The organism is Acidimicrobiia bacterium, from assembly GCA_040880805.1.
GTDB lineage: Bacteria > Actinomycetota > Acidimicrobiia > IMCC26256 > DASPTH01 > DASPTH01.
Window position 1 is genome coordinate 41,568 of sequence record JBBDHW010000069.1, and the last position, 14,706, is coordinate 56,273.

The 14,706-nt window shown below is 67.8% G+C and carries 19 protein-coding genes; 11 read left to right on the forward strand and 8 right to left on the reverse strand.

Annotation, left to right across the window (positions count from 1 at the left end; all coding sequences use genetic code 11):
• The 7 genes from WD271_17835 to WD271_17865 all read left to right on the forward strand — a co-directional run.
• Positions 1-460, forward strand: a 460-nt coding sequence (locus WD271_17835; protein MEX1009683.1) for a fumarate reductase/succinate dehydrogenase flavoprotein subunit, incomplete at its 5' end; no start/stop codon positions are given.
• 17 nt (positions 461-477) lie between these two features.
• On the forward strand, positions 478-1,236 hold the full coding sequence (locus WD271_17840) for a succinate dehydrogenase/fumarate reductase iron-sulfur subunit (GenBank protein ID MEX1009684.1): 759 nt from the start codon (positions 478-480) through the stop codon (positions 1,234-1,236).
• 29 nt (positions 1,237-1,265) lie between these two features.
• Positions 1,266-1,763, forward strand: a complete 498-nt coding sequence (locus WD271_17845) for a hypothetical protein (protein MEX1009685.1) — start codon at positions 1,266-1,268, stop codon at positions 1,761-1,763.
• Between the two features lie 35 nt (positions 1,764-1,798).
• Complete coding sequence (locus WD271_17850) at positions 1,799-2,719, forward strand: LLM class F420-dependent oxidoreductase (GenBank protein MEX1009686.1); 921 nt, start codon at positions 1,799-1,801, stop codon at positions 2,717-2,719.
• A gap of 61 nt (positions 2,720-2,780) precedes the next feature.
• Entirely contained in the window at positions 2,781-3,011 is a 231-nt protein-coding gene (locus WD271_17855) for a hypothetical protein (protein ID MEX1009687.1), read from the forward strand.
• Positions 3,011-3,400 (forward strand): type II toxin-antitoxin system VapC family toxin, encoded by a 390-nt coding sequence (locus WD271_17860; protein ID MEX1009688.1) that lies wholly within the window; start codon positions 3,011-3,013, stop codon positions 3,398-3,400. The genes WD271_17855 and WD271_17860 overlap by 1 nt, the downstream gene beginning before the upstream one ends.
• Positions 3,397-4,047 (forward strand): class I SAM-dependent methyltransferase, encoded by a 651-nt coding sequence (locus WD271_17865; protein ID MEX1009689.1) that lies wholly within the window; start codon positions 3,397-3,399, stop codon positions 4,045-4,047. The genes WD271_17860 and WD271_17865 overlap by 4 nt, the downstream gene beginning before the upstream one ends.
• Positions 4,048-4,057: 10 nt before the next feature.
• On the opposite strand, the gene WD271_17870 is transcribed toward WD271_17865, so the two are convergent.
• Positions 4,058-4,990, reverse strand: coding sequence for an FKBP-type peptidyl-prolyl cis-trans isomerase (locus WD271_17870; protein ID MEX1009690.1), 933 nt, complete (start codon positions 4,988-4,990; stop codon positions 4,058-4,060).
• A gap of 119 nt (positions 4,991-5,109) precedes the next feature.
• On the opposite strand from WD271_17870, the gene WD271_17875 reads away from it, so the two are divergent.
• The 3 genes from WD271_17875 to WD271_17885 all read left to right on the forward strand — a co-directional run bounded on the left by WD271_17875 (position 5,110) and on the right by WD271_17885 (position 8,085).
• Positions 5,110-6,306 (forward strand): amidohydrolase family protein, encoded by a 1,197-nt coding sequence (locus WD271_17875; GenBank protein ID MEX1009691.1) that lies wholly within the window; start codon positions 5,110-5,112, stop codon positions 6,304-6,306.
• Positions 6,307-6,313: 7 nt separating this feature from the next.
• A complete protein-coding gene (locus WD271_17880; protein MEX1009692.1) occupies positions 6,314-7,168 on the forward strand; it encodes an SMP-30/gluconolactonase/LRE family protein in 855 nt (284 codons plus the stop codon).
• A gap of 80 nt (positions 7,169-7,248) precedes the next feature.
• Positions 7,249-8,085, forward strand: a complete 837-nt coding sequence (locus WD271_17885) for an aminoglycoside phosphotransferase family protein (protein ID MEX1009693.1) — start codon at positions 7,249-7,251, stop codon at positions 8,083-8,085.
• Here the strand turns inward: WD271_17885 and WD271_17890 are convergent.
• The 4 genes from WD271_17890 to WD271_17905 form a co-directional block, all read right to left on the reverse strand.
• The gene (locus WD271_17890; protein ID MEX1009694.1) at positions 8,073-8,390 is read right to left on the reverse strand and encodes a cupin domain-containing protein; all 318 of its coding nucleotides are present in this window, start codon (positions 8,388-8,390) and stop codon (positions 8,073-8,075) included. The genes WD271_17885 and WD271_17890 overlap by 13 nt on opposite strands.
• Positions 8,387-9,118: an NAD-dependent epimerase/dehydratase family protein gene (locus WD271_17895; protein MEX1009695.1), complete on the reverse strand. Its 732-nt coding sequence runs from the start codon at positions 9,116-9,118 to the stop codon at positions 8,387-8,389. The genes WD271_17890 and WD271_17895 overlap by 4 nt, the downstream gene beginning before the upstream one ends.
• Positions 9,115-10,281: a Fic family protein gene (locus tag WD271_17900; protein ID MEX1009696.1), complete on the reverse strand. Its 1,167-nt coding sequence runs from the start codon at positions 10,279-10,281 to the stop codon at positions 9,115-9,117. The genes WD271_17895 and WD271_17900 overlap by 4 nt, the downstream gene beginning before the upstream one ends.
• Before the next feature lie 102 nt (positions 10,282-10,383).
• Complete coding sequence (locus WD271_17905) at positions 10,384-11,619, reverse strand: cation:proton antiporter (GenBank protein ID MEX1009697.1); 1,236 nt, start codon at positions 11,617-11,619, stop codon at positions 10,384-10,386.
• An 83-nt stretch (positions 11,620-11,702) separates the two neighbouring features.
• Here WD271_17905 and WD271_17910 point away from each other — a divergent pair, with 83 nt between their 5' ends.
• The gene (locus WD271_17910) at positions 11,703-12,476 is read left to right on the forward strand and encodes an acetoacetate decarboxylase family protein (GenBank protein ID MEX1009698.1); all 774 of its coding nucleotides are present in this window, start codon (positions 11,703-11,705) and stop codon (positions 12,474-12,476) included.
• Here WD271_17910 and WD271_17915 read toward each other — a convergent pair.
• The 3 genes from WD271_17915 to WD271_17925 form a co-directional block, all read right to left on the reverse strand.
• On the reverse strand, positions 12,473-13,381 hold the full coding sequence (locus WD271_17915) for an SDR family NAD(P)-dependent oxidoreductase (GenBank protein MEX1009699.1): 909 nt from the start codon (positions 13,379-13,381) through the stop codon (positions 12,473-12,475). The two genes, WD271_17910 and WD271_17915, sit on opposite strands and share 4 nt — an antisense overlap.
• Before the next feature lie 13 nt (positions 13,382-13,394).
• Positions 13,395-13,856: an SRPBCC family protein gene (locus WD271_17920; protein MEX1009700.1), complete on the reverse strand. Its 462-nt coding sequence runs from the start codon at positions 13,854-13,856 to the stop codon at positions 13,395-13,397.
• Between the two features lie 61 nt (positions 13,857-13,917).
• Entirely contained in the window at positions 13,918-14,565 is a 648-nt protein-coding gene (locus WD271_17925) for a hypothetical protein (protein ID MEX1009701.1), read from the reverse strand.
• Between the last annotated feature and the right edge of the window lie 141 nt (positions 14,566-14,706).

The following is a 14,706-nucleotide window of genomic DNA, read 5'->3' on the forward strand; positions in this document are numbered from 1 at the left end:
CGAAGGCCAGGTCGACGAGATCGCCAGAGAGGCCCTGCGACCGTTTGAGGCCGGCAGCGAGAATCCGTACGCGGTGCAGCAGGATCTCCAGGAGTGCATGCACAACCTCGTCGGGATCATCCGCACCGAGGACGAGCTCGACAAGGCGCTCGAGGAGCTCACGGCGCTTCAGGAGCGCGCCCGGCGGGTGACGGTCGAGGGACACCGTCAGTACAATCCCGGCTGGCACCTCGCGCTCGACCTCCGCTCGATGCTCACGGTTTCGGAGTGCATCACGCGCGCGGCCCGGGAGCGCCGCGAGAGCAGGGGCGCGCAAACCCGGGACGACTACCCCGGAACCGACCCCGAGCTCGCCAAGGTGAACGTCGTCGTGCGCGAGCGGGACGGCGCGTTGAGCCTGGCGCTCGAAGCACTGCCGGTGATGCCGGACTATCTCAACGAACTGTTGGAGGACGGGTGACGGCCGGGAACGTGACCATGCGCATCTGGCGGGGTGACGCCGAGGGTGGCGAGTACCGCGACTACGACGTCCCGTCGCAGGAGGGTGAAGTCGTCCTCGACGTGGTCCATCGTGTCCAGGCCACCCAGGCGAACGACCTGGCCGTGCGCTGGAACTGCAAGGCCGGCAAGTGCGGCTCGTGCAGCGCCGAGGTCAACGGTCTACCGCGGCTCATGTGCATGACCCGGATGGACACCTTCGAGGAGGGCGCGACGATCACCCTCGCGCCGATGAAGACGTTCCCGTTGATCCGGGACCTCGTGACCGACGTGTCGTTCAACTACGAGATGGCGAAGCAGGTCCCCGCGTTCAAGCCCCGGCCGCGCGAACCCGACGGGACCTACCGGATGAGCCAGGAGGACGTCGATCGCGTTCAGGAATTCCACAAGTGCATCGAGTGCTTCTTGTGCCAGGACACCTGCCACGTCATCCGTGACCACGAGGAGAACAAAGCTGCGTTCGCGGGTCCGCGCCTGTTCGTCCGGTACGCCGCGCTGGAGATGCATCCCCTCGACACCAACGACCGGCGCGACCTTCTCCAGGCCCGCATGGGTCTGGGTATGTGCAACATCACGAAGTGCTGTACCGAGGTCTGTCCCGAGCACATCCACATCACCGACAACGCGATCATTCCTTTGAAGGAGAGGGTCGTCGACGCCCGGTACGACCCGGTGATGTGGCTCGGCAGGAAGCTGCGTCGCTCGAAGCCACCGATGGCGCAAGATCCGAAGGAGTGACGCGCGAAGCGCGAAGGGAGACGTCGTCGGTGGTCGTCGAACCGATGGTCGCGGTGACGGGGGGCGCCACCGCCGGCCCGTGGACGTACGAGTGGCCACGCGATCGGACTCCGGAGATCTTCTTTGCCTCTCGTCTGTACGAGGCTCGAGGTCTGAACGGGACGGCTTGGGTCCGCGTGGCGCGGTGCCGTCGCCCGGCGTGGGGACGCGAGCGGGACCGGGCGCTCATCTTCAAGCATCAGAGTGACCCCGACTCGCGCACCTACTACCCGTGGACCGAGTTCGTAGAGACGGATGACGGTCGATTCGCCGCCGCGATCCCGAGTCCACAGCGTCCCCGGGCACAGCTCAAGGACGGTGCGCGGCTGCCAGATCACTTCGATCCCGCACGCGTCGCCCGCAGCGACACGCTGTTCCGCTCGATCCGATCAGGGTCATCGCTTCGTTACGTCGTAGGCCGCGAGGATGAGATCGCCATGGTCGAACACGGCTACTGGGTGGCGACGCTCCGCCACCGCATCTACTAGATCCCGCCAGTGCGGCGGTGCGTTAGCGTCGTCGGGTGAAGTTCTCGGTGATGTACCCGTTGGTGACCCACCCGCACAACCCCGAGTTCCTCACCAAGGACGCGCTGGCTCGGTTCTGCCGAGTGGCCGAGGAGGTGGGGTTCGACGGCATCAGCTTCACCGAGCATCCCGCGCCGACGCACCGGTGGCTGGAGTCCGGAGGCCACGACGCGCTCGACCCGTTCGTCGCGCTGGCCTTCTGCGCGGCGGTGACGGATCGCATGCGGCTGATCCCGGACATCCTCGTCCTCCCGTACCGCAACCCGTTCCTCGTGGCGAAAGCCGTGGCCACCATCGACGCACTCTCGGGAGGTCGCTTCATCCTCGCCGTGGCCACGGGCTACCTGCGCGGTGAGTACCGTGCGCTCGGCGTCGACTTCGAACAGCGCAACGCCCTCTTCGACCAGGCGATCGAAGTGCTGCGGGGCATCTGGACCGAGGACGACTTCGCGTACGAAGGCCTCACCTTTCTGGCACGGGGCCAGACGGCGAACCCCAAGCCCGATCCTTGTCCGCCGATCTGGATCGGTGGGAACAGTCGCCTCTCCCGTCGCCGCGTCGCTCGGTACGGCGACGGCTGGAGTCCCTTCCCCGCGCCGCCGCAGCTGGCGACGACGGCAAAGACGCCGCCGATCGAGACCGTGCAAGACCTCGTCGCGATGCTCGACGAACTGTGGCTCTTCGTCGACGAGGCGGGGCGGGACCCGGCCGAGATCGACGTGTCGTTCGGGACCTCCGTCGGTGGCGATCCCAGTAGGGACGACTTCGATGCGGACGCGCGGCTCGAGGCGGTCGACGAGCTCGCGGCCCTCGGGGTCACGTGGTGTGGAGTCGGGGTGCCCGGAGACTCGTTGACCCGCGCGCTCGAGACGCTCGAGCGATTCGGTGAGTCGGTGATCCAGCGCGGCCACGGCTGACGCTGCGTCTGGTGGCGCCAAAATGGCGTTTGTGGTGCCAATCTGGCGCTACTCTGGCGGCATGCCCAGTGTTCAGGTCAAAGGGGTGCCCGACCAGGTCCACCGCGAACTGCGCCGGCGTGCGGCCGCGGCGGGCCAGTCCCTCCAGGAGTATCTCCTCGGTCGCTTGATCGAAGAGGTGCGGTACCCGCCTCTCGATGAGGTGCTCGATCGCGCCGGCGGACGCAGCGGTGGCAGGGCGTCACTCAAGCAGGCGGCGGCGGCGATCCGAGCAGATCGCGACTCGCGCTGATCGTCGTCGACGCTTCGGTGATCGTGTCGGCCGTTGCCGACGACAGTGACGACGGGGACCGGACCCGCGCTCGGCTACGAGGCGAGCGCTTGGTCGCGCCCGAGCTGCTCGATCTCGAGGTGTTGTCTGGCCTTCGGAGTCTGGTTGCCCGCGGCGACGTCGACAGTCGTCGAGCGCAGTTCGCGGTCGACGACCTCGTCGCACTCGACATCGGCCGCGTGGGTCATGCGGCACTCATCGCGAGAGTGTGGGAGCTTCGCGAGAGCGTCACTCCGTACGACGCCGCGTACGTCGCCCTCGCCGAGGCGCTCACGGTGGTGCTCGTCACCGCCGACGCCACACTCGCGCGGGCACCGGGCCCGCGCTGCACCATCGAGCTGCTCGCGTGAGCTTCGACCCAAAGCGGATCGTGGCCGACGGGTACGACGCGATCTTCGACCGTTACGAGCACCGGGAAGAAGAGCAGGGCGACGGCGTCCGTGGGGCCCGGATCGACTCGGTGCTGCCGCTCGTTCCGTCGCGCCGGTCTGCGCTCGACCTCGGTTGCGGAACCGGCACCAAGGCCACCGCGCGCCTGGCGAGGGAGTTCGACGCGGTGACCGCGGTCGACATCTCGCGGCGCAGCATCGACGCGGCACGCCAACGCGTGCCCGGAGTGGAGTTCTTGGCTGGCGACATGACGCGCGTCGAGTTTCCGGCAGAGGCATTCGACCTCGTCACTGCCTTCTACTCGGTGCTCCACGTGCCGGCGGGCGAGCAGCCCGCGCTTGTCGCGCGTGTTGCGTCGTGGCTTGTTCTGGGCGGCGTGTTCCTCTTCGACGTCGGGCTCCACCCCGGCGACGAGCACGAAGACGACTGGCTCGGCGCGCCGATGTACTGGAGTTCTCTCGGACGCGACGCCACCCTCGCGATGGTCACCGACGCGGGCCTGCTCGTCGTCGCGTCGGAGGTCGAGACCAAGCTCGAGGACGGCCGGGAGGCCAACTTCCTCTGGGTGACAGCGCAGCGCGGAGGCAACGATCCGGTGAACGCGTGAGCGCGCAGCGTCAGTACGCGTCGAGGATGTCGACGACGAACACCAGGGTGTCGGTGCCGGCGATGCCCGCTTGCGCCTTCCCGCCGCTGCCGTAGCCCTGGTCGGGCGGCACCACGAGCAACACCTGCGAGCCGACCGTCTGGCCGACGAGGCCTGCGTCCCATCCGAGGATCACGTTGCCGGTGCCGATCGTGAAGTCGGCAGGCTTGCCGCGGTCCCACGACGAGTCGAACTGCTTGCCGCTGCCCCAGATCACGCCCGTGTAGTGCACCGAGATGCTCTGGCCCTTGTCGACCGTCGCGCCGGTGCCCTTGATGAGCGGCTGCACGACGAGCTGCGAAGGAGCGTCGGCGCCGGGAACGGTGATCGACGGCTTGCCGGTCGTCGCGTCGAGCGCGACGGCGGGCAGACCTTCGGCCGGCGCAACCGCGTCGCCGGCGGCACGCTCGAGCGGCGTGCGCACGCTCTTCACGTCGACGAGAAAGAGCAGCGTGTCGTTCTTCTTGACGTTCTTCGCGCCATTGGTCTTCGCGTTTGCGGCGAGGCCTTCCTTCGGCGCGATGGCGATGAGCACTCGGCTCCCGACCGAGGAGCCGACGAGGCTCTTCACCAGGCCCGCCGCGGTCTGCTGGGTGTCGAGCACGGTCGCAACCGGCGTGGCGCCGAAGGACGTACCGAGCTCCTTGCCCGTGCGTCCGTCGACGACGACGTAGTCGAACGTGATCTTCGCGCCCTTCGCGAGCTTGTCGCCGCTCCCGGCGGCGACGACCCGGTGCGTGGTCGCGGTGGCCGCGAAGGGCTTCGCGAACTTCAGAGTGGGCTTCTCGTCGCTCGCTCCGTTCACAGTGACCTTGGTGAGCGGGACCGTGGCGGGCGATGCCACCGCGCCGGTTCCGACCAGCGCGGTCGCGACGATTGCGAGGATGATGCCGAGACGGCGCACGAGCGAAGCCTTTCGGGAGAATCAACAAGATTAGGGGCGGGATCGACGCATCGGTGTTCGCCCGGCTCGGCCCAGCGCGCCCCAACGCGTCTTGGGGAACCAGGCGTATCCTGCAGCGCATGACGATCGTCACGAGACCCGAGACGTTGCTGCCGGACCCCGAGCCGCGGACGATTCGCTACTCGATCATCTCGGTCGACGACCACCTCGTTGAACCGCCCGACATGTTCGAGGGTCGCGTGCCGGCGAAGTACGCCGACCTCGCGCCGCGCATCGTCGAGAACGAGCACGGGCACCAACTCTGGGAGTTCGACGGCGAGCGTTACACGCAGGTAGCCATGAACGCGGTAGCGGGCCGCAAGCGCGAGTTCATCAAGGTCGAACCAGTGCGCTTCGAGGACATCCGCCCGGGTTGCTGGGACATCCACGCGCGCGTCAAAGACCAGGACATCAACGGCGTATGGGCGTCGCTGAACTTTCCATCGCAGATCACCGGCTTCTCGGGCCGGGTGTTCTCGCTCGTGTCCGATCGGGAGCTCGGCCTCGCGGTGACGCGGGCGTGGAACGACTGGTTCTACGACGAGTGGTGGCAGCCCTACCCGGATCGCAGCATCCCGTGCGGCATCACGTTCCTGAGCGACGCCGAGATCGGCGCGGGCGAGATCCGTCGGAACGCCGAGCGCGGCTTCCGGGCGGTCACCTTGCCGGAGCGCCCGCACAAGGTCGGTCTGCCTTCGCTGTTCAGCGGCTACTGGGACCCGATCGTCACCGCGTGCGAGGAGACCGACACCGTCATCTGCTTGCACGTCGGTTCGTCGGGCATGGCCGACTATCCCGACGACTCGCCGCGCCTCGGCCTCGGCGCCACCCTGTTCGGCCAGCTCTCGCTCAGCGCGTGCGCGGAGTGGCTGTGGTCCGAGCTCGCGGTGCGCTACCCGAACGTGAAGATCGCGATGAGTGAAGGTGGCATCGGCTGGGTGGCGATGCTGCTCGACCGGCTCGACAACATCGTCGACCGTTCCGGCTACGGCGAGTTCTTCGGGAACGGCGCGATCCGGCCTGCCGACGTGCTGCAGCGCAACTTCTGGTTCTGCACGATCGACGATCCGTCCACCATCGATACACGCGAGCGCATCGGTATCGACCACATCATGGTGGAGGTCGACTACCCGCACGGCGACTCCACCTGGCCCGACACGCAAGAAGTGATCGAGCAGTGCTGGGGGCACCTGCCGGTCGAGCACCTGCGCAAGCTCCTCTACGCGAACGCGGCCGCACTCTTCCGCTGGCCGCTCCCTCCCGACCCCAAGCCCTGACGCGCTCGTGACCACGCGCGACGTCTCGGTGCTCGTCGACGGGCTCGCGTTCGGCGAAGGGCCGCGCTGGCACGACGGGGCGCTGTTCCTGTCAGACATGCACTCACATCGCGTGCTGTCGGTCGACCCGCGCTCGGACGCGACCACGGTCGTCGCCGAACACGACTCGCCACTCTCGGGGATCGGCTGGCTGCCCGACGGTCGCCTGCTCGTTGTCGCGATGGACGGCGCGGTGCTGCGGTTGGAATCGTCCGGGCTGGTCGTGCACGCCGACGTCACCGCGCTTGCCCCGCACGGCATCAACGACATGATCGTGCATCCGCAAGGATGGGCGTGGGTCGGTCAGTTCGGCTACGACCGGCACGCTGGCGCGACACCCGCGCCGAGCCCCTTGATCCGCGTTGATCCCGACGGCACCGCGTCCGTTGCCGCCGACGACATGATGGTCGCGAACGGCATGGCCATCACCCCCGACGGGCGTACGTTGATCGTCGCGGAGAGCGCAGGGCGAAAGCTCACGACCTTCGTGATCGGTTCGCACGGCGTCCTCACCGATCGCTCGATGTTCGCGGAGCTGCCGCACGCACCCGACGGCATGTGCCTCGACGCCGAGGGTGCGGTGTGGGCTGCGTGCGTCACCGCGTCCCGGTATGCGCGCGTCCTCGCCGGGGGTGAGATCGTCGACACCATCGAGCTCGAACCCCCGCGCCGCGCCGTGGCCTGCGTGCTCGGCGGCGCCGGCCGTCGCACGCTCTACATGCTCACCGCCGACACGCTCGGTGAGGCCGATTTGTCACGCGAGCTGATGAGCGCGCGCGTGGAACAGGTGCAGGTCGACGTCCCGGGTGCGGGCCTGCCCTGAGCTACGAGCCCCCGCCCGACCTCGATTCGGAGCTCGTCGCTTCGGTCGTCGCACGCAGTCTGGGATCGCGCGTCGACGCGGTGAACCCGGTTCCCGGCTTCGCGGGGAACCAGTCGTTCAGCGTCGAAGCGGCGATCGGGCGCTATCTCGTGAAGTGCGGAGCGACCGATTCGGTGCGCGCCGAAGCCTGGGTGTGCGACCGTGTCCGCGAAGAGGGCGTGCCGGCGCCGGCGATTGTCGACGTCGATCTCTCCAAGGAGCAACTTCCTCTGGCGTTTCTGGTCATGGAGCACGTCGGGGGCGCGCCCGTCGACGACTCGAGCTCCGCGCTGGAGACCGCGGGCGCGCACCTGCGCGTCGTGCACGCGATCGAACTCGACGGCTTCGGCTGGCTCGGTGCGAGCGAATCCGGTGACCGGGGAACGCAGCCAACCTGGTTCGACGCCATGACCGAGGGGACGGGCTCACTCGCGGCCGTGGTCGACGCCGGTCTCCTTCCTGCGCGCACCGTCGCGGATGTGGAACGGGTGGTCGACCGGCATCGCGACATCCTCGATGCGGTGCAGTCAGCGTGTCTGTTGCACGGCGACTTCCATCCGCGCCACGTCTTCGCCGACGACCGCCGGCTGTGCGGCATCATCGACTGGGGTGACGCGACCGCCGGAGATCCTCTGTTCGATCTCGGACGTGTCCTCCGATCGGGTCGAGCTGCTCTCGACCGCATGCTCGTCAGCTACGGGCCGTTGCCCGTTGGCGGCGACGAGCTCGAACGGCGACTGCAGCTGTACTTGTGCTTGTGGGTCGCTTCTTCCGTGTCGTGGGAGTTCTTCGCCGGCCCGCCCTGGCCGCCCTGGTTCGATCTCCAGAACGAGACGTTGGTCGCGTGCACGGCCGCGCTCGCGACCTACTCGCGGTAGAGCTTCACCGTGAGCCAGTTCGTGCCAGGTTCGGTGTGTAGGAGTCGGTGCCGAGTGCGTGCTGGGAGGAACACCCACTCGCCCGCGGAGAGCTCGACCCGTTCACCCTCGACGTCGAGAACGGCGGCGCCGTCGAGGACGACCGCGAGCTCGTCCTCGTCCTGGTCGTACTCGACCGGCTCGACGTGCCCGCTGAGGATCTGCTCCACCACGAGGTTGCGCACGCGCGCGATCGCGTCGGTCCGTTCGCCGGTCGCGGGTGCATCGGACGCGCTGAGCAAGTGACCGCGTTTCACGGGGCTCATCGGCTCGTGCCGTAGCCCTCGGGGTGCGACGAGTGCCAGCGCCACGCGCTCGCGAGGATGTCGTCGAGGTCGTACTGCGGCTGCAACCCGAGCAATTCGCGCGCGCGGCGGTTATCGGCGTACACCTCGGTGGGATCGCCTGGACGACGGGGACCGGGCTTGGTCGTGAAGTCGACGCCGCTGATCCGCTTCGTGCCTTCGATCACCTCGAGCGTGGACGCGCCGCGTCCGGTGCCGACGTTGACGACCGTGGACGCGCCGCCGTGTTCGAGATAAGCGAGCGCGCGCGTGTGCGCGTCGGCGAGGTCGTCGACGTGGATGTAGTCGCGGATGGTCGAGCCGTCGGGCGTGGGGTAGTCGGTGCCGTTGACCATGAGCAGCGGGATCTGGCCGAGCGCGGCCTGCATCGCGAGTGGGACCAGGTTGAGTGGCCGCGGGTTGTCCTCGCCGATGCGGGCGTCGACCGATGCGCCGGCGGCATTGAAGTAACGGAGCGCAACGCTCCGCATGCCGTCGCACTCGTCGAACCAGTGGAGCATCTGCTCGACGATCCGCTGCACGAGTGCTTCGTCGGCGATGTTGCCCACTTCGAGCGGCGCGTCGAGCACGGCTTCACGATGGCCGTACTCGAGCGAGTCGAGTACCACCACGTCGACTCCCGCGCCGCACAATGCGCGAACCGTGTGCGAGCCGATGTACCCGGCACCGCCGGTGACCAGCACACTCATGCCTGCGCCCGATCGCTCACCGAGTGCGCCTGGTCGGTCTCGAAGAGATCGAGGTACGGCGTGTAGCGGTAAAGTCGGTTGCGGCGTTGTCCAGTGATCTCCTCGACGATGCCGAGCGCGACTGCACGGTCCAGCAACCCACCGACGGTCGAAGGTGTCGAGCCGAGCCGCTCCGCCGCGTACTTCACAGAGACGAGGGGTTGGTTGGCAAGAAGATCGAGTAGCGGCGCTCCGAAACGACCGAAGCGCTCGGTCGCGATCGACCTCAGGTGTTCCTGCCGCAGTGTTGTGATCGCGCCGGCGACGCGTGCCGCATCGTCGGCCGTGATCCGCGTGCCTTGGAAGAAGAATCGCAGCCACCCCTCCCAGTCGCCGCGATCGCGGACGGCGGAGAGGCGGTCGTAGTACTCGGATCGGTTCTGTCTGAGGAACAGACTGAGGTACAGCAGCGGACGCTCGAGTACGCCGCGCGAGCAGAGCAGCAATGTGATGAGCAGCCGACCGACGCGACCGTTGCCATCGAGGAAAGGATGGATGGTCTCGAATTGTGCGTGGGCGAGCGCAGCCTGCACGAGTGGCGGCAGGGACTCGTCATTCAGGAAACGCTCGAGCGCGGCGAGGGCGTCGCCGAGTTCGTGCGGCGGCGGCGGAACGAAGCTGGCCGTGGCGAGGGTGCAGCCTGCCGGCCCGATCCAGTTCTGGGAGGTACGGAACTCGCCCGGGCGTCGGTCGGCGCCGCGGGGTCCGGCCAGCAGCACGCGGTGAATCTCACGCAGCAGCCGTCCCGAAAGCGGCAGCTTGTCCAGGAGCTCGAGCCCCGCATCGAGCGCGCGCACATAGTTCACAACCTCGGTGACATCACGGGGCATCGACGGATCCCACGCGTGCACCTCGAACGCCAGGACGTCGTCGAGGCTGGCTTCGGTGCCCTCGATCTGGGAGCTCAGCACCGCCTCCTGGCGTACGTACATCGCGACGAACAAGTTCGGATTTGGCAGAGCCAGGGCCACACCGTCGAGCCGGCCGAGCGAGAGGTCGGCCTCCGAGAGCGCGCGCACGAGGTCCGCGTCCCAACGAATCGGCGGGTCCGGCGGCAGCGGCTTGGGCAGAAAGGCCTGATAGCCGTCAACCTGACGGACGAGGCGTCCCGCCCGCGGGTCCATATCGCTCCTGGTGTTCTTGTCCGCTCGAGTAGCGGGCGTCACCCGCCCATCTTATTCGAGTATCTGGCTGATTTCTAGATTAAAAGCGGTTCCGCGGAACCGTCATGCGTCGGCCTCGTCTTCGTAGATCGTGGTGGGCTCGTCTGCCGGAGCCGCGGTCGAGGGCTCCTCCTCGTCGGGGTGTCGGCGCCGCACGGCGAATGCCGTGAACGGCAAGATCAGCACCGAGAGCATCGCGGCCCCGACGAGCGCGGCGGCATTCTCGGGCTTCATGCGATCGGTCTCGAGCCCGATCTCGGTGATCGCGACCACGAGCGGGAGCGCCGTCGCCGAGAGCAACACCATGGGGAGCAGCTGCGCGCGGGAGAGGTCGCGCCGGTAGAACAGGAGCACCGGCACGCCGCGCACGACGAGGAACAGCCCGAGGAAGAGCGGCAGCCGGAGGAGCGTGATCGGCTTGTTGGTGAGCGCGTCGAGGTCGAAGCTCATCCCGCTCACGATGAAGAAGATCGGTACGAAGACCCCGAACGCGACGCTCGACAGCTTCTGTTCGATCACGTGCGCCTGCTCACCCTTGTTGGCGAGGCGCACCACGAGGCCGGCCACGAACGCGCCGAGCAGGAGGTCGAGACCGAGCTCGCTCGCCACCCACACGAGCAGCGCGATCAGTAACACCGCGATGCGGATCGGGAGCTGAGAGCTCGAGTCGAGGGTGCGCCCGAGTAGCTCCACGACGCGTGGCGGTGTGGGCCGGATCGCCATCGCCACCGCGCCCGCGGCCAGCGCGACGAAGAGCACGAGGAGCAGCGAGGTTTCGGCCGGGTTGTCGCTCGTGAGCAGCAGCGCGATAGCGACGACCGGGAGGAACTCGCCGGCGCCACCGATCGCGAGAATGAAGGCGCCAAACCGCGTGCGCAGCACGTCGGCGTCGGAGAGCATCGGGAGAAGCGTGCCGAGCGCGGTCGTCGTCAGCGCGAGGCCGATCAGGAGCGCGGAGATCGCGAAGCCGGTGAACACCAGGCCGCCCGCGATCACGATCGCGAGCCCGAGCGAGACGAACCATCCGATGGTGGCGAGCTTCAGCGGCCGCCCGCGGATCTCGGCGAACTCGATCTCGTAGCCGCCCATGAAGAAGAGAAAGCTGAGGCCGAACGCTGCGAGTGCGGTGACGGTGGGAGTCTCGGTCGCGATGGCGAGCACCTGCGGGCCGATCAGGATCCCGGCCAGGAGCTCGAGCACCACGCTGGGGATCTTGCGGCCCGTCGCTTCCGATAGCAGCGGCGCGACCGTCGCGACGGCGGCGATCAGCGCGACGGTCGAGAGCGTGGTGGGATCCATGCCTGCCGGGCACGGTAACCCAGCGCGGGCGGCGGGTTGAGGCGACGAGCAGCGCGCGGTCGCGCTGGCGTAGCCTCTGCCGCATGACTGAACTCGCGACCCCCCTGACGAAGCCCGGCGAGATCGCGGGCTGGCCGCTGCTCCAGCTCGTCTACCGGACCGATCCGGACCGGATCGTCGACCTGTTGCCACCCGGGCTCGAGCCGGGCGGCGAGCCAACCGTGCACATCAACATCTACAACGTGCCGGTCAAGGGTGAGCCGGAGTACGGCGTCAGCACCAAGGTGCCGGCCAAGTATCAGGGAATCGAGGGGTACTACGGGCTCGGCCTCGGCATCGACCAGGAAGCCGCCATCTTCATCAGCCAGGAGATCAACGGCCAGCCGAAGTTCCCGTGCTCGATCACTTACTTCCGGCTCGGCGACACGATCGAGGCGCGGTGCACGCACCAGGGCTACACATTCCTGGAGTTCCGGGGGGAGTCGACCGGGCCGGCACCGGTGGACGGTGTCGACGTCGAGCAGAACGAGTGGTGGATCAAGGTGTCGCGCGCGGTCGCCATGGTCGAGAAGAGCTACGACTTCCCGCCGCATGTCGTGCGCGTCCGGAGCGTGAGCGAGGCGGTGTACGTCGAGAACGTCGACGGGGAGCTGCTCTTGCGGGACAGCCCTTGGGATCCGTACACCGAGGTGCTCCCGATGCGTGAATATCTCTCGGCCCAGTTGGTCACCTCGAAGCCCAAGAGCCGTGAGATCACGCTCGAGGGTCCGCTCGACCCGATCGCGTTCTGGCCCTACGCCGACGTGATCGGCGGGTCGCGCTGGCCGGGCGAACGCGGCGGCCCGCGCGCGCGCTAGTCCCGTTCCCGCGGGGTGAACTGCGTGGCTTGTCGCATGTAGTCGGGCGGGGTCCGGTTCATGATCGAGTCGACGCGCACCTGCGCGGAGTTCTGGCCCGACTCCGCGTAGATCCAGAACTCGTCGTTGGCGATTCCCTCGAGGGTCATGTCGGCGATCTCCTCGAGCGGCGCGAAGGTCAGTTCCCGGCCGGCGCTGCGCATCGTCTCCTCGAGCTGAGTGAGCGCGTCGCGGCCCTCTTGGGGAGGCGCTTCGGCGTGGGCGAACTCGGCGGGACGGTTCCGTCCCGGTCGCCAGATCCCCGTCTTCAACATGCCGGGGGTGCGCGTCGAAGGGAACATCACCGAGGCGCTCACCTTCGCGTCGATCGCGCGCAGGCTGCCCCACAGGCATTCGGTGATGGTGACGACAGCAGCTTTCGTCGACGCGTACATCGAGCCGGAGAGCAGCGGCGAGAACCCACCATTGCCCGACGACGTGTTCACGACGTGGCCCTCGGTGTCTTGCTCGAGCATCACGGGCACGAACGCGTTGATCCCGTTCACGACACCGAACACGTTGACGTCGTAACTCCAGCGCCAGTCGTTCACGTGCTGCTCCCAGAAGGGCTTCTGCGAGCCGGCGCCGATCCCCGCGTTGTTGCAGACGACGTGCACGGCGCCGTAGGCCTCGAGCGTGGCATCCCGCAACGCTTCCACCGATTCGAGCAACCGCACGTCGGTGACGACGCCGGTGGTGTCGAAACCGAGGCCGCGAAGCTCGTCGACCGCCGGCTCCAGCACGCCGCCGTCGTTGTCGGCGAGGACGACCTTCATTCCCGCCTGCCCGAAGCGCACGCCCAGGGCCTTGCCGATGCCACCACCGCCGCCGGTGACGACCGCAACCTTCCCGTCGAAGTCCTTCACGACTGTGATCCTCTCAGCCTTCGGGCGCGATCAAATCGGGGCGGTATTCGGGGTGGTCGGTGAGGTACTGCGACGCGTTTCGGAAGTGATCCTCGTTGTGCTTGTTGACGAAGGCGTAGACCTCTTGGTCCATGTTCGCGGTCTCGTCGAAATACAGCATCGTCCGGTTCGGCCCGAGCGGCTCGAGGCGAACGTGGCCGAAGTGGTCATTCCCGTCCCGCGAGATCATCGTGTAGGTGTGGCCGCGCTCGGGCTCGACGTCGGTGACCAACTCGAGCGACGTACCCGTAGGCCCGTCGGGCATCTCGTAGAACACGCGTCGCAGCCGGCCGTTCTGGTGCTCGTCGCCCGGCCAGAGGACGTCGACGCGATGCACCATCGCCGACCAGTCCGTCCAGTGGTCGTAGTCATGCAGGATTGCCCAGAGTCGTGCCGCGGAGTGCGGCATCTCCACCGAGAACTCGTGCTTCAGCATGCGTTCATCATGGCGCGTCGGCACCGTCGAGCGACAAACGCGCGTGTGGCCGTCGAGGCGTCTACAAGGCGCTTTCGCCTTGGCCGTACGCCTTGGCGACGAAGCCGGACTTGCTGGTCGAGCCGGGCTGGCCGGAGCCACCGGTAGCCGGGCATCCCTGGCAGTCACCGACGTAGGTCGGCGGCGGCGTCTGGCGGGTCTCGAACTGGTAGACCGACGTCTTCTTGTCGAACCAGTCGAACTGCTTCTTCGGCCACGTGCCGGCCTTGTACCGCTTCGCGCCGTCGGCGTACCACCCCACACCCTTGGCTATGGAGCCGGTGCCGTTCGACGGGCCGGTGGTGGTGGGGTCCCACCAGTAAGGCGCGAAGTCGAGGCCGTTCTGCGCGTACTCGTCGTACGGCAGGCCCGGTGCCTTCCCGTATCCACTCAGGAAGCCGTCCGTTTCGTTCTGGGCGGCGCCGCCCGACGCGGGGATCGCGAAGAGCCCTTGCGCGAACGTCTTCGGGGTGAGGTGCGGCCCCGCGGTCTGGATGCCGCTCAACAACCAGGCGATGTTCGACCCGACCGCCGGGCCATCCGTGCCGGTGTCCACGCCCCAGTACCAGTTCTGGGAGTTGGTGAGGGTCGACAACGGCAGCTCTGGCGGCGCGGGAACCGGGTCGTCGAGGGTGTACGGGGGGAGGAACGACAGCCCGAACGCGTGCACCGACTGGTCGGTCGGGTAGCTGCGTGCCAGGAGGCCGATGTCGGCGTAGATCGCCCCGGTGAAGAACCACTCGGGGAACCACTCCTGCTGTAAGGAGAATGACCGGTGTTGAGGTGGTCACGCGGCCAACGGTGTGAGGGT

Coding starts and splice junctions, on each gene's coding strand:
- WD271_17840 (MEX1009684.1), top strand. CDS start 478: ATGCGCATCTGGCGGGGTGACGCCGAGGGTGGCGAGTACCGCGACTAC.
- WD271_17890 (MEX1009694.1), bottom strand. CDS start 8,390: ATGAGCCCCGTGAAACGCGGTCACTTGCTCAGCGCGTCCGATGCACCC.
- WD271_17855 (MEX1009687.1), top strand. CDS start 2,781: ATGCCCAGTGTTCAGGTCAAAGGGGTGCCCGACCAGGTCCACCGCGAA.
- WD271_17875 (MEX1009691.1), top strand. CDS start 5,110: ATGACGATCGTCACGAGACCCGAGACGTTGCTGCCGGACCCCGAGCCG.
- WD271_17920 (MEX1009700.1), bottom strand. CDS start 13,856: ATGCTGAAGCACGAGTTCTCGGTGGAGATGCCGCACTCCGCGGCACGA.
- WD271_17900 (MEX1009696.1), bottom strand. CDS start 10,281: ATGGACCCGCGGGCGGGACGCCTCGTCCGTCAGGTTGACGGCTATCAG.
- WD271_17895 (MEX1009695.1), bottom strand. CDS start 9,118: ATGAGTGTGCTGGTCACCGGCGGTGCCGGGTACATCGGCTCGCACACG.
- WD271_17910 (MEX1009698.1), top strand. CDS start 11,703: ATGACTGAACTCGCGACCCCCCTGACGAAGCCCGGCGAGATCGCGGGC.
- WD271_17905 (MEX1009697.1), bottom strand. CDS start 11,619: ATGGATCCCACCACGCTCTCGACCGTCGCGCTGATCGCCGCCGTCGCG.